This window comes from Brevibacterium sp. FME37 (assembly GCF_014897485.1).
Lineage (GTDB): Bacteria > Actinomycetota > Actinomycetes > Actinomycetales > Brevibacteriaceae > Brevibacterium.
Genome location: NZ_JABUYE010000013.1, coordinates 59,297 through 80,781 on the forward strand (window position 1 = coordinate 59,297; position 21,485 = coordinate 80,781).

At 62.2% G+C, this 21,485-nt stretch carries 21 protein-coding genes and 2 tRNA genes; 12 read left to right on the top strand and 11 right to left on the bottom strand.

All coding sequences use genetic code 11. The annotated features are described in order from the left end of the window. Window positions 1–57: 57 nt before the first annotated feature. A complete protein-coding gene (locus tag INT29_RS14610) occupies window positions 58–780 on the bottom strand; it encodes an alpha-ketoglutarate-dependent dioxygenase AlkB family protein (RefSeq protein ID WP_193072069.1) in 723 nt (240 codons plus the stop codon). Between the two features lie 17 nt (window positions 781–797). Next, window positions 798–2,006: an NAD(P)/FAD-dependent oxidoreductase gene (locus INT29_RS14615; RefSeq protein ID WP_096162113.1), complete on the bottom strand. Its 1,209-nt coding sequence runs from the start codon at window positions 2,004–2,006 to the stop codon at window positions 798–800. A gap of 132 nt (window positions 2,007–2,138) precedes the next feature. Between INT29_RS14615 and INT29_RS14620 the strand changes: the two genes are divergently transcribed. From INT29_RS14620 to INT29_RS14635, 4 genes are all read left to right on the top strand, one after another. After that, window positions 2,139–2,211: transfer RNA gene (locus tag INT29_RS14620), tRNA-Ala, on the top strand. Between the two features lie 73 nt (window positions 2,212–2,284). Continuing rightward, the gene (locus tag INT29_RS14625) at window positions 2,285–2,632 is read left to right on the top strand and encodes a DoxX family membrane protein (protein ID WP_101556364.1); all 348 of its coding nucleotides are present in this window, start codon (window positions 2,285–2,287) and stop codon (window positions 2,630–2,632) included. Window positions 2,633–2,744: 112 nt separating this feature from the next. Beyond that, window positions 2,745–4,109 carry a GH1 family beta-glucosidase gene (locus INT29_RS14630; protein WP_193072071.1) on the top strand — a complete coding sequence of 455 codons (1,365 nt, stop codon included), beginning with the start codon at window positions 2,745–2,747 and terminating at the stop codon, window positions 4,107–4,109. Continuing rightward, window positions 4,106–5,374, top strand: coding sequence for an MFS transporter (locus INT29_RS14635; RefSeq protein WP_226831278.1), 1,269 nt, complete (start codon window positions 4,106–4,108; stop codon window positions 5,372–5,374). The genes INT29_RS14630 and INT29_RS14635 overlap by 4 nt, the downstream gene beginning before the upstream one ends. An 86-nt stretch (window positions 5,375–5,460) precedes the next feature. Here INT29_RS14635 and INT29_RS14640 read toward each other — a convergent pair whose 3' ends face one another. The 4 genes from INT29_RS14640 to INT29_RS14655 all read right to left on the bottom strand — a co-directional run bounded on the left by INT29_RS14640 (window position 5,461) and on the right by INT29_RS14655 (window position 9,356). After that, window positions 5,461–6,012: a YdeI/OmpD-associated family protein gene (locus tag INT29_RS14640; protein WP_193072073.1), complete on the bottom strand. Its 552-nt coding sequence runs from the start codon at window positions 6,010–6,012 to the stop codon at window positions 5,461–5,463. Window positions 6,013–6,088: 76 nt separating this feature from the next. Beyond that, window positions 6,089–7,546 carry a 3-hydroxyacyl-CoA dehydrogenase NAD-binding domain-containing protein gene (locus INT29_RS20665; protein WP_193072075.1) on the bottom strand — a complete coding sequence of 486 codons (1,458 nt, stop codon included), beginning with the start codon at window positions 7,544–7,546 and terminating at the stop codon, window positions 6,089–6,091. Then, the gene (locus INT29_RS14650) at window positions 7,543–8,454 is read right to left on the bottom strand and encodes a 3-keto-5-aminohexanoate cleavage protein (RefSeq protein WP_101574604.1); all 912 of its coding nucleotides are present in this window, start codon (window positions 8,452–8,454) and stop codon (window positions 7,543–7,545) included. The genes INT29_RS20665 and INT29_RS14650 overlap by 4 nt, the downstream gene beginning before the upstream one ends. Further along, entirely contained in the window at window positions 8,451–9,356 is a 906-nt protein-coding gene (locus INT29_RS14655) for a TetR family transcriptional regulator C-terminal domain-containing protein (RefSeq protein ID WP_193072077.1), read from the bottom strand. The genes INT29_RS14650 and INT29_RS14655 overlap by 4 nt, the downstream gene beginning before the upstream one ends. Before the next feature lie 191 nt (window positions 9,357–9,547). Here INT29_RS14655 and INT29_RS14660 point away from each other — a divergent pair, with 191 nt between their 5' ends. Further along, on the top strand, window positions 9,548–10,921 hold the full coding sequence (locus INT29_RS14660; protein ID WP_101574606.1) for a pyridoxal phosphate-dependent decarboxylase family protein: 1,374 nt from the start codon (window positions 9,548–9,550) through the stop codon (window positions 10,919–10,921). Between the two features lie 70 nt (window positions 10,922–10,991). On the opposite strand, the gene INT29_RS14665 is transcribed toward INT29_RS14660, so the two are convergent. Beyond that, a complete protein-coding gene (locus INT29_RS14665; protein ID WP_101574607.1) occupies window positions 10,992–11,669 on the bottom strand; it encodes a YczE/YyaS/YitT family protein in 678 nt (225 codons plus the stop codon). 136 nt (window positions 11,670–11,805) lie between these two features. Here INT29_RS14665 and INT29_RS14670 point away from each other — a divergent pair, with 136 nt between their 5' ends. Genes INT29_RS14670 through INT29_RS14690 form a run of 5 tightly spaced genes read left to right on the top strand, consistent with a single transcriptional unit; the run spans window position 11,806 to window position 17,209 of the window. Beyond that, window positions 11,806–13,257 (top strand): PLP-dependent aminotransferase family protein, encoded by a 1,452-nt coding sequence (locus tag INT29_RS14670; protein WP_226842056.1) that lies wholly within the window; start codon window positions 11,806–11,808, stop codon window positions 13,255–13,257. Window positions 13,258–13,280: 23 nt separating this feature from the next. Next, on the top strand, window positions 13,281–14,096 hold the full coding sequence (locus INT29_RS14675) for a YggS family pyridoxal phosphate-dependent enzyme (RefSeq protein ID WP_226842058.1): 816 nt from the start codon (window positions 13,281–13,283) through the stop codon (window positions 14,094–14,096). 10 nt (window positions 14,097–14,106) lie between these two features. Then, the gene (locus INT29_RS14680; protein WP_193072078.1) at window positions 14,107–15,075 is read left to right on the top strand and encodes an arsenic resistance protein; all 969 of its coding nucleotides are present in this window, start codon (window positions 14,107–14,109) and stop codon (window positions 15,073–15,075) included. Between the two features lie 32 nt (window positions 15,076–15,107). After that, the gene (locus INT29_RS14685; protein ID WP_193072079.1) at window positions 15,108–16,685 is read left to right on the top strand and encodes a DNA-3-methyladenine glycosylase 2 family protein; all 1,578 of its coding nucleotides are present in this window, start codon (window positions 15,108–15,110) and stop codon (window positions 16,683–16,685) included. Then, the gene (locus tag INT29_RS14690) at window positions 16,682–17,209 is read left to right on the top strand and encodes a methylated-DNA--[protein]-cysteine S-methyltransferase (RefSeq protein ID WP_319020915.1); all 528 of its coding nucleotides are present in this window, start codon (window positions 16,682–16,684) and stop codon (window positions 17,207–17,209) included. Before INT29_RS14685 ends, INT29_RS14690 begins: the two co-directional genes overlap by 4 nt. A gap of 118 nt (window positions 17,210–17,327) precedes the next feature. On the opposite strand, the gene INT29_RS14695 is transcribed toward INT29_RS14690, so the two are convergent. Next, a tRNA-Ala gene (locus INT29_RS14695) sits at window positions 17,328–17,400 on the bottom strand. Window positions 17,401–17,584: 184 nt separating this feature from the next. Then, a complete protein-coding gene (locus tag INT29_RS14700) occupies window positions 17,585–17,812 on the bottom strand; it encodes a hypothetical protein (RefSeq protein WP_193072081.1) in 228 nt (75 codons plus the stop codon). A gap of 866 nt (window positions 17,813–18,678) precedes the next feature. Here INT29_RS14700 and INT29_RS14705 point away from each other — a divergent pair. Together INT29_RS14705 and INT29_RS14710 are read left to right on the top strand one after the other, a co-directional pair. Further along, a complete protein-coding gene (locus tag INT29_RS14705; RefSeq protein WP_101574612.1) occupies window positions 18,679–19,578 on the top strand; it encodes a universal stress protein in 900 nt (299 codons plus the stop codon). Continuing rightward, window positions 19,575–20,447, top strand: a complete 873-nt coding sequence (locus INT29_RS14710) for an alpha/beta fold hydrolase (RefSeq protein WP_101574613.1) — start codon at window positions 19,575–19,577, stop codon at window positions 20,445–20,447. Before INT29_RS14705 ends, INT29_RS14710 begins: the two co-directional genes overlap by 4 nt. A gap of 105 nt (window positions 20,448–20,552) precedes the next feature. Here INT29_RS14710 and INT29_RS14715 read toward each other — a convergent pair whose 3' ends face one another. Then, window positions 20,553–20,783 carry a hypothetical protein gene (locus tag INT29_RS14715; protein ID WP_101574614.1) on the bottom strand — a complete coding sequence of 77 codons (231 nt, stop codon included), beginning with the start codon at window positions 20,781–20,783 and terminating at the stop codon, window positions 20,553–20,555. Window positions 20,784–20,892: 109 nt separating this feature from the next. Further along, a complete protein-coding gene (locus INT29_RS14720) occupies window positions 20,893–21,306 on the bottom strand; it encodes a phage holin family protein (protein ID WP_101574615.1) in 414 nt (137 codons plus the stop codon). Window positions 21,307–21,485 lie beyond the last annotated feature (179 nt).

The following is a 21,485-nucleotide window of genomic DNA, read 5'->3' on the forward strand; positions in this document are numbered from 1 at the left end:
CGAGAGCTGGGCCTGAGCTTGGTGGGTCCTGGCAGCTGAGTTCGGGACCCCGACAGGCTAGTTCCTGCCGGTGGTGCGCATCGTGATGTTGATCCTGCCCCCGCCGAGGTGATCCAGCCGTCCGTGCTCGGGTGCGGTAGCGTCGAGGATCTTCGTCACCCCGTGAAAGGCGAAGCGGGCGGGCCCTCCGAAGACGAAGGCATCGCCGGAGGCCAGACGAATGTCCTCATAGGGCTTGTTGCGGTTGTCGGTGTTGCCGAACCGGAAGATGCAGGTGTCACCGAGGGACAGTGACACGACAGGAGCGGGATCGAGCTCGTCCTTGTCCTGGTGCATTCCCATCTTCGCCTGACCGTCGTAATAGTTGACGAGCGCCACATCGGGACTGTATTCCTCGGGCAGAAATCCCCACAGGTTGGGTGCATCAGTGGGGGAGTCGGGATCATCGGCGACCACCTCGGCGGCGTGGGAGACGACTCGGCGGCCCAGGCGAGTCATCCAATCCGGGAACGACAGGACGCGCTGGCCGTTGACGTCACGCGCGTGCCGATCATAGCGGCCGGGCTGCCAGTGCCAGCCGAGGCCGATGGTTCTCACACTCATCGGATGCCCGGCGATCGACGTCGCATGTGCCGGCACCGGTCCCGACTGCCACTTCGCGTACTGCCGGATGATCCAGGTCTGAGCAGCGGCATCGAGGAACCCCGGTACCCACACCGCCCCCGGTGCGATGACACGGGGGCGGCGGTCGAAGGCCTCGTCGGCGAAGAGTGACTCCATGGCAGGACGATTCGAACTCAGAGGTCTGTGAGCTCGATCGACTGATCCTGCAGCTGTGCGGCGGACACCTTCTTGCCGATGAGTGCCCGGAGTTCGTCACCGACATCCCAGATGTTGACGTTCATTGCGGCGGTGACGTCTCCGCCGCGAGTCCAGAAGACAATGAACTCCCCGCTTGATTTGTCGCCGCGGATGACGACGTCATCGTCACTTGAGCCGTGGCCGACGTACTCCATGCCGAGATCGTACTGGTCGGTGTAGAAGTAGGGTTCCCAGTCGTATTCCTTGTCTCCACCGGTGATGGTCGCTGCTGCGACTTCGGCCTGACGAACCGCGTTGTCCCAGTGCTCAACGCGCAGACGCTGGTTGAGCAGCGTGTTCTGCGCCGCCGCGATGTCACCGATGGCCAGGATATTGGCATCGCTGGAGCGCATATGCTCATCGACGAGGACGCCGTTATCGGTCTCCAGACCAGCAGATACGGCAAGGTCAATGGTGGGATCTGCACCGATTCCCACGACGACCAGGTCGGCAGGAAGGTCACCGGCACTGGTCTTGACGGATTCGACGGCCTTCGTTCCCGAGAACCCGTTGGTCTCAGCCTCGGTGACGAACTTGATGCCGTTGGCCTTGTGCAGCTCTTCGAAGTACTCGCCGATCTCCTTCCCGAGGGCCGACTTGAGTGGGGGAGTCGAACGCAGGACGGCGGTGACATCGCTGCCGGCATTCTGGGCAGCCGCAGCGACTTCGAGGCCGACCCAGCCGCCTCCGATGATGACGACCTTGCTGCCCCGACTGAGCTGCGAGCGGATGGCCACGGCATCACCGGCATCGCGCAGGGTATGGATATTGCCCAGATCGGCACCCGGAACATCCAGGGTGCGCGGGGTGGCACCGGTCGCCAGGATCACCTGTCCGTAGACCAGGTTCTCGCCGTTGTCGAGGGTGAGGCGCTGCTGCTGGGGATCCAGGCCTGTGACCGTGGTGCCGAAGAACGTCGTAACATCGTGGGCGGGGTACCAGTCCTCACCACGCAGCGCGGACTCCGCAGGATCCGAGCCTTCGAGCATGACATTCTTCGACAGATCCGGACGGTAGTAGGGGGCTGCCGGATCGGCGCCGATGAGAGCGATCGACCCGGTGTAGCCACCGTCGCGAAGAGCCTCGACTGCGGTTCCGCCGCCGATTCCTGCACCGATGATGACGGTTCCGAATTCCTGAGCCATTGTCTGTCCTTCCTCGAGGGGGTTTCTTCCACCTTGTACCGCCTGCCTCAGCGAGTCAACCGATGCCGGACCTGCGCTGGTAGGACGCCGTTTTGTGCACGACGGGACCTTCGGCGTAAAGTGAAGAACGAAGGGGCTTTAGCTCAGTTGGTAGAGCGTTTCGTTCGCAATGAAAAGGTCAGGGGTTCGATTCCCCTAAGCTCCACAGAATGGTTTCGCATATGCGCAGAGGTGATCGCGAGATGAAGCCACAGGCAGTGCGGCGACAATCAGCGACCATGACCGGAATTCTCGGGCTTGCCGGTCTCACACACTTCTTCAGACCCGAGACTTTCGATTCGATTGTTCCGCCCCGTTTGGGTGATCCACGCTTCATCACCTACGCCAGTGGTGTCGCCGAACTCGGATGCGCGACTCTCCTGGCGCTGCCACCCACACGCCGACTGGGCGGAATGGCAGCCGCTGTACTCATGGTCGCGGTCTACCCTGCCAATATCTATACGGTGAAGAAGCACTGGCACAATCCTCGTGGACGTGCGATCGCCCTCGCCCGTCTGCCGCTGCAGGTTCCGCTCGTGTGGATGTCATGGAACATCGCGAAGGATCGGACCAAAGTCTCGCGCTGAGATCCGCACCTCTGACACGGAGAACTGAACTTGGGATTGAGATTCGCGTGATTCCCGTGTTCACCCTGGCCACCGTCTTGCGGCAGGGCCTCTTCCATGACATATTCTGAGAATGGCAGTGACACCGGAGTTTGCCCCACGGGCACTGCAGACATTGAGCGGTCTGCGCTTCTCAACAGCCACCTCCGCGTTCCAGATCGAGGGCGCACGAACACTGGACGGCCGAGGGCGGTCGATCTGGGATGAGTTCGTTGATGAGCCAGGCAATGTCATCGACTCCAGCACCGCAGACCCGGGACCCGACAGCTATCACCGCAGCGCTGAGGATGCAGCGTTGCTGGCCGGTCTCGGCGTGGACCGCTACCGATTCTCCATCTCCTGGGTCCGTATCATCGCCGATGGTATGGCTGGGACGAAGCCCAACACAGCCGGCCTGGACTATTACGATCGCGTCGTCGACGAGCTTCTGGGTGTCGGAGTCACACCGGAACCCACTCTCTATCATTGGGACCTGCCCACTGCACTTGAAGCAGCGGGCGGCTGGTTGAACAGGGACACTGTTCATCGCTTCGGCGACTATGTCGATGCCGTGGCGGACCGCCTCGGCGATCGTGTCCGCCATTGGTACACGATCAACGAACCGGCCTCGACCTCGCTTCAGGGCTATGCACTTGGAGAACTCGCACCGGGGCACACGATGCTCTTCGACGCGCTGCCCACGGTCCATCACCAACTCCTGGCCCATGGCACCGCAGCGACGATCCTGCGTGAACACGGAGCCCAGCAGGTGGCACCGGCAATCAATCACAGCCTCATCCTCCCCGAGACTGATGAGGACGCCGATCACCGCGCTGCGACGACTCTCGACCTCATCTTCAATCGTTTCTTCGCCGACCCACTGCTCCTCGGAGAGTATCCGGACCTCGAGGCACTCGGAGTCCAGATGCCGATCCGCGACGGAGACATGGAACTGATCTCAACACCCTGCGACGTCTATGGGTTCAACTACTACAACCCGACCACGGTGCGCAGTGTCGACGAAGGGCCGTTGCCCTTCGACATGGTGCCCACACCGGGTGCCGCGACCACCGGGTTCGGACCACTCTGGCCGATCCGACCCGACACACTCCGAGACTTCCTCATCGATATGCGCACTCGCTACGGCTCGTCCCTGCCTCCCATCGTGATCTCTGAAAACGGCGCGTCCTTTCCCGAACCCGAAGAATGCACCGAACCGATTCGCGATGACGAGCGCATCGCCTACCTGCATGATCACCTTCTGGCGCTCACTGAGGCAATCGCGGCCGGTGTCCCCATCGCCGGGTACACGGTGTGGTCACTGCTGGACAACTTCGAATGGGCGGACGGATACACCCAGCGCTTCGGTTTGGTGCATGTGAATATGACGACCGGTCAGCGAACACCTAAGTCGTCGTATGAGTGGTATCGGAATCTCATCGCCGCGGTTCGGGCATGAGCGCAATCCAGCCGGGATCCGGTCAGTGGCCGAGTAAGAAGGTCGGGCCCCTCTGGATGGTGTGGTTCACCCTCGCCTGGCTGGCCATCTGGACGATCCAGCTGACTCCCATCCAGCTGCTTCTGCCATTGCAGCTCGACACCCAAAGCGGACACTGGCTGCACGGAGTCGTCTGGTCCGGAGTCGTCCTCTCAGCAGGTGGACTCGCCGGTATCATCGCCGCCCCGATCGCCGGGAGCCTCTCAGACCGCACTCGCTCACGGTGGGGCCGCCGTCGCCCTTGGGCCATCGGCGGATCGGTGGGAGCCGCAATCGGCCTCCTGCTCACCGGATGGGCACATGGACCACTGTTCGTCGGTGCTGCCTGGATCGTCGTCTCCGTTTCAGTGGCCATCGCCTCAGCGGCGCTGACCGCACTCATCGCCGATCAGCTCGACTCACAGAGGGGAACAGCATCGGCAGCGGCGAGCTCCGCCCAGGCCGTCGGCATCGTCGTCGGAGTCGGAGCGGTCGTGCTCTTGGGACTCGGACTCGGTGCCTCCTATGCGCTACTGGCCGGAATCATCACCGCCGTCGGAATCGCCACTGCGATTCTGCTGCCCGACCCGGCTCCCGAACATCCGAGGATTCTCACCCAGCACGCCGGTCGTGAACCAATCACTCGTGCTCGGATATCGTCGCTGCTCGACCACAATTTCAAATGGCTGCTCGTGTCGAGGTTCGTCGTCAACGTGGGCAACGCCTTCGGAACCTCGCTGCTCCTCTTCTTCCTCATCTACGGAATCGGGGTTCCGGCCGACACTGCCGAAGACAAGCTGCTCGTCCTGATCGTCATCTACACGGTCTTCGTCGTCATCGCGTCCATCGTGCTGGGCGCCATATCGGACCGCTCGGGCAATCGTCGATTCTGGACGATCACCTCGGCGCTGGTGCAGGCCTGTTCGGGAGTCATCATCCTCATCAGCCCCGAATTCGTCACCACCACGATCGCTGCTGCCATCATGGGCACCGGCTACGGTGCGTACATGGCCGTGAGCCTGGCCTTCGCCACCGACCTGCTGCTCGATCCCGATGACCATGCCCGCGACCTGAGCATGGTCAACAATTCCGCCGCACTGGGACAACTCGTCGGACCCCTGCTCGGGGCGGGACTCGTTGCTCTCGTCGGTGGGTTCTGGCTTCTCTTCGCGGCCGCATCCCTGGTCTCGATCCTCGGTGCGGTGATGACGCTGACTGTACGCCCGAAGTCTCTGACCCCGCGCTGACCCCGACTGCCACGATTGTGCACCTGGGCCTGCACCCGTCACGTGCACCTGCAGGTGCACCTGGACGTGACTGATTGGCACAGATATCAGGAGATGCCGAGGAGCTTCCCGCTCTTCGCCAGTTCTGGGTCGGTGCATGAGGCCAGGTCGAAGCAGCAGGGCCGACGTTTCCCGGATTCCAGCTTTGAGATCGCCACCTCAACGCGACGGGCGCGGGTGTCGGCATTCTTAGTCGCTTGGATCCACCTCACCCATTCCCACCGCGCCATCGGTGTCAGCCCCGCCCACACCTCGGTGAGTTCGGGTGAGTCGGAAAGCGCCGCACCGAAGTCATCAGGAATCGAGGTCTCCGGCCACTCCTTCGTCGGAGTCAGTGACACGTCCACGCTGTCGGCATTGTCCGTGTCCAGCTGTACCGACAATTCGTCGGTGACGTTGATCCAATGCCCGCGCATGCCGTCGGGTTCTATCACTGTCGTGAAATCGACCCCGCCCATCTGCCCATTCGCGGCGACCTGACCGCGAGAGGGCAGCTTCGCGCTGGAATCGGCCGGCAGGCGCAGGATCGGCCTGTCGTTGATGACTTCCAGCTGTGTGGAGAACTCAATGGCCGTCGGTGTGCTCTTACGTGTGCTCATGGTCACCAGAATAGCTTCCCCGCACGTGCCTGACTTCTGGATTCCTGTTGTGTGGGGGACTGGGGCCGGTTTGAACTCATTTCAGCTGTCGACCGACCCAGTCTGGGGACCCGGTTCGAATCCTCTCGACGCGTTCCCTCACCTGGTTGGGAAACGGTGCTGTGACCCCAGTTGTCTGGTCCACATGCAAAGCGATGATCTCTTCGGTCGCGGCGAGCTGTCCGTCGACTCGCATCTCATAGGCCAGGTGCAGCTTCTTTCCCCCTGCTGATACGAGAGTGGGGGTAACTTCGAGCTGCGCGCCGAGGCTGACCTCGTCGAGGTAGCGGATGTGTGATTCGACGGTGTACAGCGAGGTGGAATGTGCCTCGCGATGTGCCCGATCGAGACCGATCTGATCCATCACCTGATCTGTGGCGAAACCGAAGACCAAAACGTAGAAGGCTTCGGACATGTGGCCGTTGTAGTCAATCCAGTCAGAGATGACCTGGGTCCGATAAGTTCCGAGGCTTCCCGGTTCTCCCGCTCCCTCATCCGCCGAGGTGACTCGTGGTATCGATTCTTGTCCCGCATCGAGTCCGGCCGTGAGTCTGCGCAATGCGATGATGCCCGCGTCTCGCGTAGCGATGAGATCGGGAATCGTCTTTTCTCCGGCGGCGATATCGCAGCCGGCCACAACGTCGTCCCGCAGCTTCTGGGTGAGTTCGGGAGCCTCGAGGCGGGTCCAGGGGGACTTCAGCGAGGGACCGAAGTGGTCGAGCATATGGGCCATTCCGCCCTCGCCACCGGCCAGATGGAAGGTGAGCATCGGTCCTTGGAACGGCCAGCGCAGACCGGGACCGTCGGTGATCGACCGGTCGATCTGTTCCACCGTCGCCTCACCCTGGTCGATCATGTGCAGGGCCTCTCGCCACTGCGCTTCTTGGAGTCGGTTGGCGATGAACCCAGGGACCTCATGGGCCATTCTGATGACGGACTTGCCGATGCGTGTATAGAACTCGGCCGCCCAGTCGATTGCTGTGACGTCGGTGGACTCACCACCGACGACCTCGACGAGGGGGATGAGATAGGGAGGGTTGAACGGATGTCCGACGACGAGGCGTTCGGGATGGCGGGCATCCACTGCCATCTCGGTCATGCTGTAACCCGAGGTGGAGGAACCGATGACCACATGTTCATCACAGACGGCATCAATGCTGGCCAGGAGTTTGCGTTTGAGGTCAAGGTCCTCGGGGGCGGACTCCTGGACGAAACCGGTGCCCGCCACAGCCTCGCCGAGGTCCGTGTGCACAGTCCACGCGTTTCTGTCCGCTCCGGTGACCATGTCGAGTTCGGCCAGCGCGGGCCAGGCTGCGTCGATGAGCCGACTCAGCTTCTCGGCGGCATCCGGTGCGGGATCCCAGACCCTGACGGTGAAGCCCTGGGCCAGGAAGTATGCGGCCCAGCCGCCGCCGATGGTGCCGGCTCCGATGCAGGTGACCGTGGTGATCGACTCGAATTCGGGATAGGAGGCAGCAGTGTCAGTCGCGCTCACAGGTCGGCTCCCGTCACGATCGGTGTCTGCACTCGCAGGTCGAGGATCTGACGGGCCTCGTCAGGCGTGGCCACCTCGGCACCGAGGTTCTCAATGATGTCGACGGCACGTTCGGTCAACGAGGCGTTGGTGGCCTTGACCCCTTTAGCCAGGTAAAGGTTGTCCTCGAGCCCGACCCGGGCATGGCCTCCGGCGAGAATGGACTGAGCAACCCAGGGCAGCTGATTGCGGCCGATGGCGAAGGAGGTGAACTGTGCACCCGCGGGCAACATGTTCACCATCGCAGTCAGCAACCCGGCATCGACCGGTGCGCCGTAGGGGACCCCCATACACAGTTGGTAAAGCGGTGGGGGATCAATGAGTCCCTCTTCGACGAGTACATTGGCGAACCAGAGGTTCCCGGTGTCGAAGATCTCGAGCTCGGGTCGAACGCCGAGGGTCTGAATCTTCTTCGAGCCCTCACGCAGCATGTCAGGGGTGGAGACATAGATGTTCGAGCCGTCGCCGAAGTTCAGGGAACCGCAGTCGAGTGTGCAGATCTCGGGCAGCAGCTCTTCGACGTGGGGGAGGCGATCGAGGGCATTGACCAGGTCCGTGCCCGGCATATGAGTGGTCGGGTCCTGAGGATCGACGACGAGATCTCCTCCCATTCCTGCAGTCAGGTTGATGACCGGATCGACGTCGGAGGCGCGAATGAGGCGCACGACCTCTCTGTAGTGGGCGACCTCGCGAGACCCCTGTTTGGTGTCGAGATCGCGAACGTGGATGTGCACGACCGATGCGCCGGCACGAGCCGCGGCGATCGCGTCATCGGCGATCTCCTGCGGGGTGACGGGGACGTGCTCGCTCTTGTTCGCCGTATCGCCGGCGCCGGTGACGGCACAGGTGAGAATGACCTTGCGATTCATGATGACTCCTCATCAGGGTTGGGGTTGATGATTGCGCGTTTGAGGTAGGTGGAGAGTCGGCGCCGGAACGTCGCGACATCCATGATTCCCGTGAGGACCTTGACTCCGAGGCCGTCGAGCAGCGAGGTGAGTTCATCGGCCATGGCCTCGCTGTCACCGGGTAAGAAGTGACCAGAGGACTGACCGGCTTCAATGGTGGAGCGCACCGTGTGCGACCAGCGTTCGTAATGGGCCGGGTAGTCAGAGGTATGGGCCTCCTCGAGACCGAGCCTGGCCCAGGTCTGGAGCCAGATCGACCACTCGCTGCGGGTGGTGCGGCCAATCGGTGACTGGAGTTCGAGCAGACGCTCGAGTCGTCGACGTGGGTTGGGGATCTCGTCGAGCCAGGCAGTCTGCCGATCGAAGGCGAGTTTCACAGAATATTCCAGGGCTGCGTCGAAGAGATCGGACTTGCCATCGAAGTAGTAGTGGATGCTCGCGTTCGAGACCCCTGCGGCCTCTGCGATGTCCGCGATTCGCACGGTCTCGTAGCCGGCGCTGGCGAACAGATCCCAGGCGGTTTCGACGATGAGCCTGCGCGGAGAAGAATCCGGGAGTGGGGCTGAGGCCCGATCGTGACTGGGTTGGAAGTGCAGCGGAGTCGCTGAGACCTGGGACTCGTCGCCGAGCAGCCATCTGACCGTCACACCGGTCGCAGTGGCCAGGCCGAGAAGTTCCTCGGTGGCGAATCGGCGCCGACCCGACAGGGACTTCGACAGCTTGGTCTCATCGATTCCGATGCTCGCGGCTACATGCCGCTGGGACAGTTCGCTGGTGCGCAGTGCCTCTTTGGCTCGCCGTGCTGTGGCATCGGCGGCGGTGCTTCCGGTGTCGCTGGCATCGGTATCGCTGCGATCCTTCATAGCGGCCAATCTATCTTTTACATGCGCAAAGCGCAAGCAATACTGAGATGCAATCAGGACTTGCGATTGAAGATTCGGCCTTGTGGAGGCATTTACGTGAGCGGGAGTCCCTCATCACCGGAGGGGAGCGGATATTCTCGAAGGAACGAAATGCTCGCCTGCTGACACCATTCCTACCCCTGGAGGGGCCCATGAACGACAATCTCCATTCGCGTATGCACGTCGTATCTGATGAGACTCGGAACCTCGTTAACCTCGTCCTCGACTATTCTCGCCGGCGCACCTTGGCCGTCGATACTCCGCTCGATCACCCGACGACCGAGACTGAGCTCAAGCGTCTGGCCGGGCCGACCATCACCGAGGATGGCGTCGGGTCTTCTCGTGCACTCGCGATCTTCGAGCACATCTTCGCTCCCGCCTGCATTACGACGGACCATCCGAAGTACCTGTCCTTCATTCCGAGTGCGCCGACGAAGGCTGCTGTGGCGTTCGACCTGGTGGTCTCCGCCAGCGCGCTCTACGGAGGCTCGTGGCTCGAAGGCGCAGGCGTCGTCCACGCCGAGAACGAAGTTCTGTCGTGGCTGGCCGGCGAATTCGGGTTGCCGACGACAGCCGGCGGCGTCTTCGTCCAAGGCGGTACGATCGGCAACCTGTCGGCCCTCGTCGCGGCGCGTGATGCGCGCAAGGCTTCGCTCGGCGATGAGCTGCCAGGGCGCTGGGTCATCGTGTGCAGTGCCGAAGCGCACTCCTCCGTCGCGTCGGCGGCAGCTGTGATGGACGTCGATGTGGCTCCCGTTCCTACCGGTGAGGACGGAATCCTGCGTCCAGAGGGCGTCCGCGCCGCCCTCAAAGAACACGGGGAGGCCGTCATTGCCGTCGTCGCAACTTCGGGGACGACGAACTTCGGCACTATAGATGACATCGCCGGAATCGCAGCGCTCAAGGACGACTTCGACTTCTGGCTCCACATCGACGGCGCCTATGGGCTGGCGGCGATGCTCTCACCTCTAGCCCGGCACAAGTTCGCCGGAGTCGAGGCAGCCGATTCCGTCATCGTCGATCCGCACAAGTGGCTCTTCGCTCCCTTCGACGCCTGCGCACTCATCTACCGCGATCCCACCTTGGGGCGGCGAGCGCACACTCAGCGGGCCGAGTATCTCGACACTCTGACCGAGGCTGATGAGTGGAGTCCCTCTGACTATGCCATCCAGCTCACCAGGCGGCCTCGTGGGTTGCCGCTGTGGTATTCGTTGGCCAGCTACGGCGCCGAGACCTACCGTGAAGCCATCGGTCATTCGATCGAACTTGCGATGCAGATCGGAACTGAGATCAAAAAGCGGCCGACCCTCAGACTGGTGCGTGAACCCGAGCTCTCGGTCGTCGTCTTCGAACGTGATGGTTGGACCCGTGAGGACTACCAGCAGTGGTCGGATCGGCTGCTCGAAGATCAGCGAGCCTTCGTCGTACCCAGCTCGCACCAGGGGCGACCCAATGCCAGGTTCGCCATCGTCAACCCGCTCACGACCTTTGAGGACCTTGTCGACATCCTCGACACGATGGAGTGATCCACTTCGCTGGAGCTCTTCGACGCTCACGCGGAGACGGACGCCGAAGCGTGTGAGTTCTGTTTGAGCCTCAGTCCCGGGCCTGGGGCTGGGGACGTGGTTTGAGTTCGACAGTGAACGTGGGCAGGAGGAACTGCGTGATCGGTCCGATGCCCACCGCATAGAGCGCGGTGCCGATGCCGAAGACGCCGCCGAGCAGCCAGCCGACGATGACCACGGTGACTTCGATGAGGGTGCGCACCAGTCGGATGGACCTTCCGGTGACCCGCGACAGCCCAGTCATCAGGCCATCGCGAGGGCCGGGGCCGAACTGTGAGCCGATGTACATCGCCGAAGCGACCCCATTGAGGATGATGCCACCAGCGAGGAGTCCGATGTTCCACCACAGCTCCTCGGGTTGGGGCAGGAACAGGCGTGTGAGGTCGAGGGCGGGACCGATCAGGAGGGCGTTGAGCACCGTCCCGAGTCCGGGCTGCTGCTTGAGAGGGATCCAGATGAGGAGGACGAGGAACGAGGTGATCGTGACGATGGTGCCGAATGTCAGCGGCAGGTGCTTGATGATGCCCGAGTGGAGGACGTCCCAGGGCATCATGCCCAGCCCGGAAGTCACAATCATGGCCATCGAGGCGCCATAGAGATAGAGGCCGAAGAGCAGCTGCGGCAATCGACGGGGGAGTCGGCCGCTTTTAAGCTGCTGGATGGGACCGATATTCGCGAGTTCGCGCTTCGGTACAGGTGTCGATGGCATCGTAGGTCTTTCCGGGTCGTTCCAACTGATATCACCATCATCTCCCGAACTGGCCTTGTAAAAAATAGCCAATTGGAAGAAAGTGGTCATATCGACACCGCCACGGTGGATGAGTCATCGACACAGCGAGGATGCTATGAGCACGCCGATCATGAGCGGACCCAGGTTGACAGACATCATCGGCATAGGGCCGTGGCCCAGTCCGGCCTATGATTCGCTGACTGCCGCGATCTCGCGCGCCATCGGTGACGGACGCATTCCGGTCGGGGCCAGACTGCCCAGCGAACGCGAGGTTGCCGCCGCGACGGGGCTGTCTCGGACGACGGTCACCCGTGCCTTTGCGAAGCTGCGTGAACAGGATTTCGTCATCACGCGGCGCGGCTCGGGAAGCGTGGTCCAACTCCCGGAAGTCCCGGGTGGGCGAATCGATCACCTCCTGACCCCTGCTGGAGCCGACGAGGCCGAGATTGACCTCACCTGCACCGCCGCTGTGGCACCGCCCTGGCTGCTGGCAGCCTACGAACGTGCGGTCTCGCAGATTCACGCCTATCTGCCCGGTACGGGCTACTACCCCTCGGGACTGCCCGTGCTCAGAGAGCTCATCGCCGAACGCTACACGGCGCGCGGGGTCCGCACCGATCCCGATCAGATACTCATCACCTCGGGGGCCTTCGGCGCCGTGTCCATCGCAGTGCGTGGTCTCAACGAGGGCCGGGGCCGGGTGCTCATCGAAAGCCCGACCTACCCGAACGCAATCGCAACCCTGGAAGGCGCAGGTGTCTCCCTGATTCCCTACCCTCTCGAGAGAGGTTCGGCCGGGCACCACTGGGACATCGAGGCCATGGACCATATCGCCCGCCAGACGCGGGTCCGGTCGGCCTACCTCATCCCCGACTTCCACAATCCCACCGGTGCACTCCTGCCCGAAGCGCAACGGCCCGAACTCGGGGCCATGCTCAGACGCAATTCAGTGGTGCCCATCTTCGACGAGTCTCTGGTCGAGCTGGGCCTTGATGGCGAACCGACTCCAACCCCGATGGCGGCCTTCGTGCCCGACTCCATCACGGCAGGAAGCGCCAGTAAGATCTCCTGGGGTGGACTCCGAGTCGGATGGATGCGAATTCCTGCCCACCGCATCGAGGGGATGGCATCCACCCGACTGAGTCTCGACCTCGGCGCTCCTGTGCTCGAGCAGCTGGTCGCCGTCGAACTCATGCGCGACCATGACAGAATCGTTGCCGACTACAGAGACAAACTGCGCGCGGCCCGGGACAGTCTCGCAGCAAAGGTGCGCGCTCATCTTCCCTCGTGGCAGGTCATTGTCCCCAGCGGAGGTATGGCGCTGTGGTGTCGACTGCCCGAGGACCGCTCGGGGGCGCTGGCCATCGCGGCCAGGCGACACGGACTCGGTTTGGTCTCGGGACCCAATTTCGCCCCTGCTGGGGGCCTGGACAGGTGGATCCGCTTGCCGTACACGGTCGCCGAGGCACAATTGGGCGAGGTCGGCCCCCGGCTCGCCGCTGCCTGGGATGATGCCCTGGAATACACCGACCGGATTCCGGCCGGGCGAGCGCGGATCGTTGCCTGAAACACTCTGGGTACCATGAGGATATGGACGAGGATATGGACGAGGATATGGACGAGGATATGAGCGTGGACGAGGGTCTGGACCACAACGGAGAGTACTCGACTGCTGAGAACGTTGAGGACTTCCGGATCAACATCGCCGAGGTGAATCGGCGCATCGCCTCCGCAGCTGAGCGGGTAGGCCGTGAGCCCGGTGAGATCGAACTGCTGCCCGTGAGCAAGACGGTCCCGCAGGAGAGGATCCGGGCGGCCGTAGCCGCTGGGTGTCACAAGCTTGGCGAAAACAAGGTGCAGGAGGCCTTCCGGAAGTCAGATGAGATGGCTGACCTTGACATCGACTGGGCTGTCATCGGTCACCTGCAGTCAAACAAAGCCCGGGACGTGGCGAAGTTCGCGTCCGAATTCCAAGCACTGGACAGACTGAAAGTCGCAGCAGCTCTCGATCGGCGTCTGGAGGCAGCGGGCCGCAGCCTCGACGTCTATGTCCAGGTCAACACCTCGGCTGAAGAGTCGAAGTTCGGAATGCCGCCGGAGGAACTCCTGGGCTTCCTGCGCGAACTGCCGCAGTTCCCGACCCTGAAGGTCCAGGGGCTGATGACTCTGGCGGTGTTCTCCTCCGACATCGACCGTGTCCGCACCTGCTTCCAGCGTCTGCGCACCCTGCGAGATCAGGCGCAGGAGACCGACCCGGAGCTGATCGGCAGCGGAAAACTCTCCATGGGCATGTCCGGGGACTACGAGGTGGCCATCGAAGAAGGAGCGAACTGCGTCCGAGTGGGCCAAGCCATCTTCGGCAGGCGGGCACTGCCTGACAGCTACTACTGGCCCGAGAACGGCTGACCAACCCGCCGTGCTCGCGTCACTGGCTAGGCATCAGGTTCTCTGGTACTTCACCGCCATACTCATGGGCGCCCTCATCGGCCTCTGCCTGCCAACGGCGCCGACGATCGCCACAGCCGCGATCACCCCTTGCCTCATCGCACTCCTGTTCGTGACCTTCCTCGACATCCCGTTCGATGCGGTCCGAGACTCCTTCTCCGACATGAAGTTCTTGGGCGCCGTTGCCCTGACCAATTTCGTTCTCGTCCCGCTCTTCGTGGCCGGCCTCTATGCCGTGATTCCTCTGCATGAGACGGTCGTCGTGCCCGTCCTCATCGTTCTCCTCACCCCCTGTATCGACTACGTCCTCGTCTTCACCAAACTGGCCGGCGGGGCCTACACACGTCTGCTCGCACTGACACCAGTGCTTATGCTCGTCCAGATCATTCTGCTTCCGGTTTACCTGTGGGTGACTCTGGGAGACACAGCAGCCGCTGCGATCACTCCCGGGCCATTCATCGCCGCACTCGTCATCTTCATCATCGTGCCGCTGGGTGCCTCCATCGGGGTGCGCCTGCTCTCTCGCCGATCGAGCATCGTAGATCGCTCCGTCCGGGTCGTCTCGGAATCGATGGTTCTGCTGATGATGGCGACTCTGGCCGTGATCGCCGCGGCACAGGTCCCGCTGATCGCCCCACAGCTGTCGAAGTTGGGTGGTGCCATCGCGGCCTTCGTCGTGTTCGCAACCATCATGACCGGCTTCGGATGGGTCCTGGCGCGGACACTGCCGCTGTCTGTGGGGCAGGGCAGAGCCCTCGTATTCACTGGCGTGACCCGCAATTCACTGGTCATGCTCCCGATCGTGCGGGCCATCACCGCAGACGGCATCGGCCCGGCCGCGGTCGTTGCGCAGACGATGATCGAACTGGTCTTCATGCTCCTCCTGGTCCGCGCAGTACCGCTCATCCTCCCGGAAACCGTCGTGTCCGAAAACCGCTAGTAAAGTCTTGGGAATGGGAGCAGAATGGCATCATGCTCACCACAGATCAGTGCTATCAAGCGGTGGCCGGGCGGGACAGGCGCTTCGACGGAATGTTCTTCACCGCGGTTCGGTCAACCGGCATCTTCTGTCGGCCGTCCTGCCCGGCCAGAACTCCTCTGCGTAAAAACGTCGACTTCTACCAGACCGCAGCGGCAGCGACTGAGGCAGGTTTTCGGGCCTGCAAACGGTGCCGACCCGATGCCAGCCCGAATTCGCCGGAGTGGGACACCCGAGCCGATGTTACGGCTCGAGCCATGAGGCTCATCCAAGATGGCCTCGTCGACCGAGCGGGGATCTCCGGGCTCGCCTCGGCGCTGGGATACAGCCCACGGCAGCTGGGGCGAGTGCTGCAGTCCGAACTCGGGGTCGGACCGCTGGCCATCGCCCGCACTGAACGTATCAGGACCGCTCGCACATTGGTCGAATCGACAACGCTGTCCATGAGTGAAGTCGCCTTTGCCGCCGGCTTCGCAAGCATCCGTCAGTTCAACGACACCTTCCGCGCAGTCTATTCGTCCACTCCACGGGATTTGCGCAACAATGCAGGAGCCCGGCACGGCACTCAGAGCATCACGGTTCGCCTGGCGTACCGCGCGCCTCTCGACCATACACACCTCTTCAGGTATCTGGCGGTGCGCGCGATCCCTGGGGTCGAAGACGTCACCGGTGATCATTACACCCGTTCACTGCGCCTGGCGCATGGACCGGCTGTCCTGACACTGGCCCCGGGCGCTGGGGACTATATCGAATGCCACCTCCGCCTGTCCGATAGCCGGGATCTCGGAAGTGCGGTCGCCAGAGCCAGACGAATCCTCGACCTCGACGCGGACCCCCTCGCTGTGCGCGCGACCCTGGAAGAGGCAGGACTCTCCGAACTCATCGACCGCTACCCGGGCATCCGTTCTCCGGGCACCGGCGATCCAGTCGAACTCGCCATCCGAACGATCCTGGGACAGCAGATCTCGGTCATCGCCGCACAGACCCATCTGAAGCGTCTGGTAAGCGCCCACGGGCAGTCACTGCCCGAGGAGTTGAGGGTCGGCACCGTCGACCGAGTGTTTCCCACGGCCGCCGAAATCGCTGAGATTCCGGAAGAACATTGGTCACTGCCGCGGCGCAGGATCGACACGCTTCGGGTGCTTAGCGCACACCTGGCAGACGGTTCGATCGATTTGGGGCCAGGGTGCGACCGCACAGAAGTCAACGACAGCCTGCTTGCGATCCCCGGAATCGGGCCCTGGAGTCTTGGCTATATTCGGATGCGAGCGCTGGGGGACCCCGATGTCCTGCTCAGCTCCGATCTCGGGGTCAAGAAGGCGATCGACGAGCTCAATGGTCCTGGCACGGACATGACCGACTGGGCCCAGCAGCTGGAACGCTTACGACCCTGGCGGTCCTACGTCACGCACTTGATGTGGGCCCATCACGCGCGGCCCCAGGCATCCCCGGCAGTACCGCCCGCAACGCAATCACACCGACCAACCGGGACAGACGCAGAATCACCCACAGACACACCCACAGACACAGCCACCCACAGCACCGCGAATCGGAAGCGAAGAAGACAATGACGATGACACTGACCCACCCCACGGCGAACACAGTGAGCTACACGGTCATAGGGTCCACAGTGGGAAAGATCCTTCTCACCTCGGATGGTGAGCACCTCACCGGGCTCTACCTGGATGACTTCGACCAAATTCTGCAGCGACTGGAAACGACTGGTGGTGTCGAGCCGGTCATCGACGAGAAGATGAACGTGTTCGTCGAGGCAGGGGAGCAGCTCGCCGAGTACTTCGCCGGCACCCTCAAGACATTTGACCTCCCCTTGGCACCACAGGGCACAGAATTCCAACGGGAGGTCTGGCAGGCGCTGACGACGATTCCCTATGGCACGACTGCCGGATACGGGGAACTCGCTGTGTGGATCAACAGGCCCACGGCGGCCCGGGCAGTCGGAGCGGCCAATGGTCGGAACCCGATCAGCATCATCGTTCCCTGCCACCGTGTGATCGGCGCGAACGGGGCGTTGACAGGTTACGCCTGGGGAGTAGGGAAGAAACGGACCCTGCTCAATCTCGAGGCCGGTCGCTGACTGAGAGAGCCACAGACGGCTGTTGACCTAGAGCCGCGGCTTTTGAGGGCCACCAGCAGCGGCGTGGAAGTGAAGAAGGACCCGGTCTCATCGTGATGAGACCGGGTCCTTCGTACGGTGGAGGTAAGGGGATTCGAACCCCTGACCTTCTCCATGCCATGGAGACGCGCTACCAACTGCGCCATACCCCCGCTTGCTGGTTCAATATTACTCAGGTGCACGCGGGACGACAAATCGGGCGACAGTGACGCTGACCACACTCGGGCCTGCAAGCGGCGACTGGAGCTGAATCAGTGGAGGGAGCATAACCTGTGACGAGAGTGGGGGCAGCGACGGCGGCCGGGACCGGGCGAACCCCGGTCCCGGCCACCTGCATCAGATCATCGGCCGCACATAGTAGAGGTACTTCGCTACGTCGCGTTCGCGCTGCTCCTTCACCCGCTCCTCTCGAGCAAGTTGGCGAATCTGCGCGTTGCGACGTTCGCGTGCGGCCTGGAGGCGATCCTCGGTGGTGGTTGTCGGGCGGCGAGCCCATTGGATCAGCTTGAGCCCGGTGCTCAGCGCTATGCGCCGTGGATAGGTGAATGGAAATGCCGTAGACAAAATGAGTCCTTAATGTTTTCGGGCAGGGGAAACGCCCAAATGAGGGTTAGTGAAAATGTTCGAACTCAATGAGCCGAATGAAAGGCTCAGTGTGCCGAATGAAAGCGACTTCTGTGAGATGAATGCACTGATCGATGACCGCATAACAGTCTGAGACTCGGTGAGGATCAGACGACACAGCGGTGCCTGCCCAGGGGCAGATGCAGTCGGATGAGTGGCTTCACAACACGCAGGGTCGGTGATGTCCGGGAACGAACGCACCTGGTGAACGACGGTGTCCTACGCGAGTTCAGGACATGCATCGATGCTGCGAGCAAGCGCCGACAGTGGCGCGAGTGCGGCATGAAAGCACGATGACCCTGCGGGAGGAAACGTACCGGTGTTCAGCTGACCGATGGAGAAAGACGCAAGAGGCGGCTGGAATTCAGCCGACGAGCCCTTGTCCGCCAATCAAGCAGGCAGTGATTCCGATCCAGCGGTGCTGGGGATGGGGAAATGCGATGAGTTTCAACATGCTCCTGCGCTCCTTTCTTGGTCTTGGATCTCGTGTGAGCGGCGTCAGCGCTCATTGTGTTCAAATGCAATTCTACAGTTTATGCGAATCCGTGATTGCACTGACGAATTTATCACAGGTGAAGAACTCTGTGTGAGTTCTGTTCATTATTTCTGAACTTTATTTCGGCTAATGGGAATCATCGTCTAATCGGGTCTGTTCGAGTCCGATGACCTGTCACCGATCAACTCAAGTTTCAGAATCACAATCTCCATCAGAATCACCTTTCCACAGTCACCGGAACGTGAGGTCGAAGAATGGTGACATGGCGACGTAGAATCTTCTCAGACTCGCGACTCTTTGGGAGAAGATAATGTCACAGCCAGCTGCCCCCACTCGACGACTGATCGTCGGATACATCGCCACCGACCGTGGACGCGACGCCATCGCTCTGGCCATTTCACTGGCGCGCTCCGCCGGGATCGAACTCATCGTGACGATTGTGCGTCCGGAGTCATCGACCTTCACTGCAGGCAATTCGATACCGCAGGACGGTTCCGGGATCGTCTCGCAGCAGCTTGAAGACTGGCTCGATGAGGCTCTGGCCCTTGTGCCCGACGATGTCTCTGCTCGCGGCGTCATTCACACCTCGTCCAATGAGTCCAAGGGCCTGATGGAGGTGGCGAGAGACGAGGGCGCACTCGGCATCGTCATCGGTGCTCGTGCCACGACGCTGATGCGCTCGTTCCGCATCGGGACGGTCGCAACCTCATTGCTGCACTCCTCAGAGGTCCCCGTGGTTCTGGCTCCCTCAGGCAATTCGGACATCGGCCCCGTTTCCCGAATCACCACACTCTTCGGAGCACGGCCCGGAGCGGCAGCCCTCATCGGCGCGGCAATAAAGTCCGCTTCAGCCCTCGACGTCGACCTGCGCCTGCTGTCCTTGATCGAGAGCGACGGACTCGCCGACGACGACACTGTCGAGATCCGAGAATTCGCCGAGGAGTACGGAGGAGCGGTCCTGGCCGGACGCGCAGCCACGATGTTTGAATCGGGCCGCGCCGTCGTGAAGTCACAGGCCGGGGCCGACATCGAGGATGCTGCGGCCAACGTGGACTTCCAGCCAGGCGAAATCGCGTTCATCGGTTCCAGCAGGCTCGGCCGAGGCGGTCGAGTCTTCATCGGTGCTCGTGCCAGGAGACTGCTGCGCGTGCTGCCGGTGCCCGTCGTCGTCGTGCCTCGTCGGGCAGCGGATACCGCACCTGCGCAGTGAGTCGTTCGCCTGCGTCTCGCACCGATTTCATCGTCGATGGCCACCCGACGGCAGCGTGGGTGCATTCCTCAGACTCGACGGCCACTCGCCCCGTCCTCATGGTCCACGGATTCCGCGGTGACCACCACGGGATGGACCTCATCGCAGGAACAATCCGCGACCGTGATGTCATCGTCGCCGACCTGCCCGGATTCGGGCTGAACGCTCCTCTTCCAGGAGGTCTGAGTCTCGACAGCTACTACGCTCATCTGGTCGGGCTCATCGCCGAGGTGAGCGCGCGTTGGCAGCTCGCACCGATCGTTCTCGGCCACTCCTTCGGATCCATTCTGGTTGCTCATATGGCAGCCCGGCAGCCGACGACGGCTCCTGAGCTCGTCCTTATCAACCCGATCACGAGCCCGGCACTCGAAGGCTCGGCGAAGGTGCTGACAGCGCTGACTCGCCTCTACTACACCCTCGGCGCCCAGCTGCCGGAGGAGATCGGACATCAGCTGCTGGCCAACCCCGTCATCGTCCGGGCGATGAGTGAGGTCATGGCCACGACAAAAGATCGCGGACTGCGGCGCTATATCCACGACCAGCATGCACGGCACTTCTCCACTTTCAGCGATCGGACTTCACTGGCAGCGGCCTTCGACGTCTCTGTCGCTCATACCGTCACCGAGGTGAGCGACCGGCTGAGCATGCCGACTCTCGTCATCGCAGGGGACAAGGACGCCATCGCTCCGATCAAAGCGACACGGAAGTTCGTCGCCGGACTCAGCGATGCCACCTTCGTCGAACTCTCCGGTGTGGGGCACTTGGTCCACTATGAGCGTCCCGACGAAGCCGCCTCGGCGATCATGGATTTCTGCCGCGGTCGAGATTGAACCCAGCGCGAGGACGTCGTCGGCAACGATGGCTGCGCCTCTGCGGCAAGTAGAAGGGCCGATGCGAATCAACGCATCGGCCCTTCTGTTGGCGACTATCGGGTGTCAGGCCTTACGGTCGACGGCCCAGTGATAGACCATGGGGATGAGGAAGGCGAAGCACGAGGCGAGCAGGCCCGCCCAGAAGAGCCAGAACTCGGTACCAGCGGCACCGTAGAATCCGACACCGAAGAGGTAGAGACCGAACACGAAGAGGGCAAACGAGACGATGAAGACGATGACGTCAGCGAACGATGCTGAGTTACGAGTTCTCTTCGTAGTGGCGATGTTGGACATGTTCTCCTCCGACGGTCATTGGGGTGCAGACTGACACACTGCCAGTAAGTCTACACGCAGTAGAGAAGATTCCGGGTCCGAGGATCGCCCGAGTTGCGGCGGTAATCGATCAGTCGCGTGCGGAGCTCTTCTCTGGCACCAGCCAGCCCAGAAGCGCAGACACGATCGAGACGATGATCGCAGCGAGGATGGCCGAGGGGAAGAAGCTGTCGAGAGTGAACTCGAATGGGGTGAAGCCGCTGAGCCAGCTGGTCAGGGCCAGCATGATCGCGTTGATGACGATCGAGAACAGGCCCAGGGTCAGACACGTGATGGGTGCGGACACGAAACTGAGGATCGGTTTGATGAACGCGTTCGCCAATCCGAAGATCAGCCCGATCACGAGGTAGGAGATGATCGTGGCAGCGATCGCTCCGGTCTGGTCCTCGACGACTGGGTTTCCTTCGATGACGACGCCAGGCAGGATCCAAGCAGCGACCCAGATCGCACATGCGTTGACGACAACTCGAGAGAGGAAGTTCATGTCGCCATCTTCCCATTCTCGTCTGCATTCTTACTGAGTCGCGGGTGAGAGTGGGGTCTGTGCCCGGCGACGATGGTGAGCAAGCTCAAGCGCTGAAGTTCGCAAGCACCCTCGTGTGCGCGTGCCGATCCCGGTAGCCTGGAAGAAGCGCCGAACTGCGCCGACAGAGTGAACAGAGT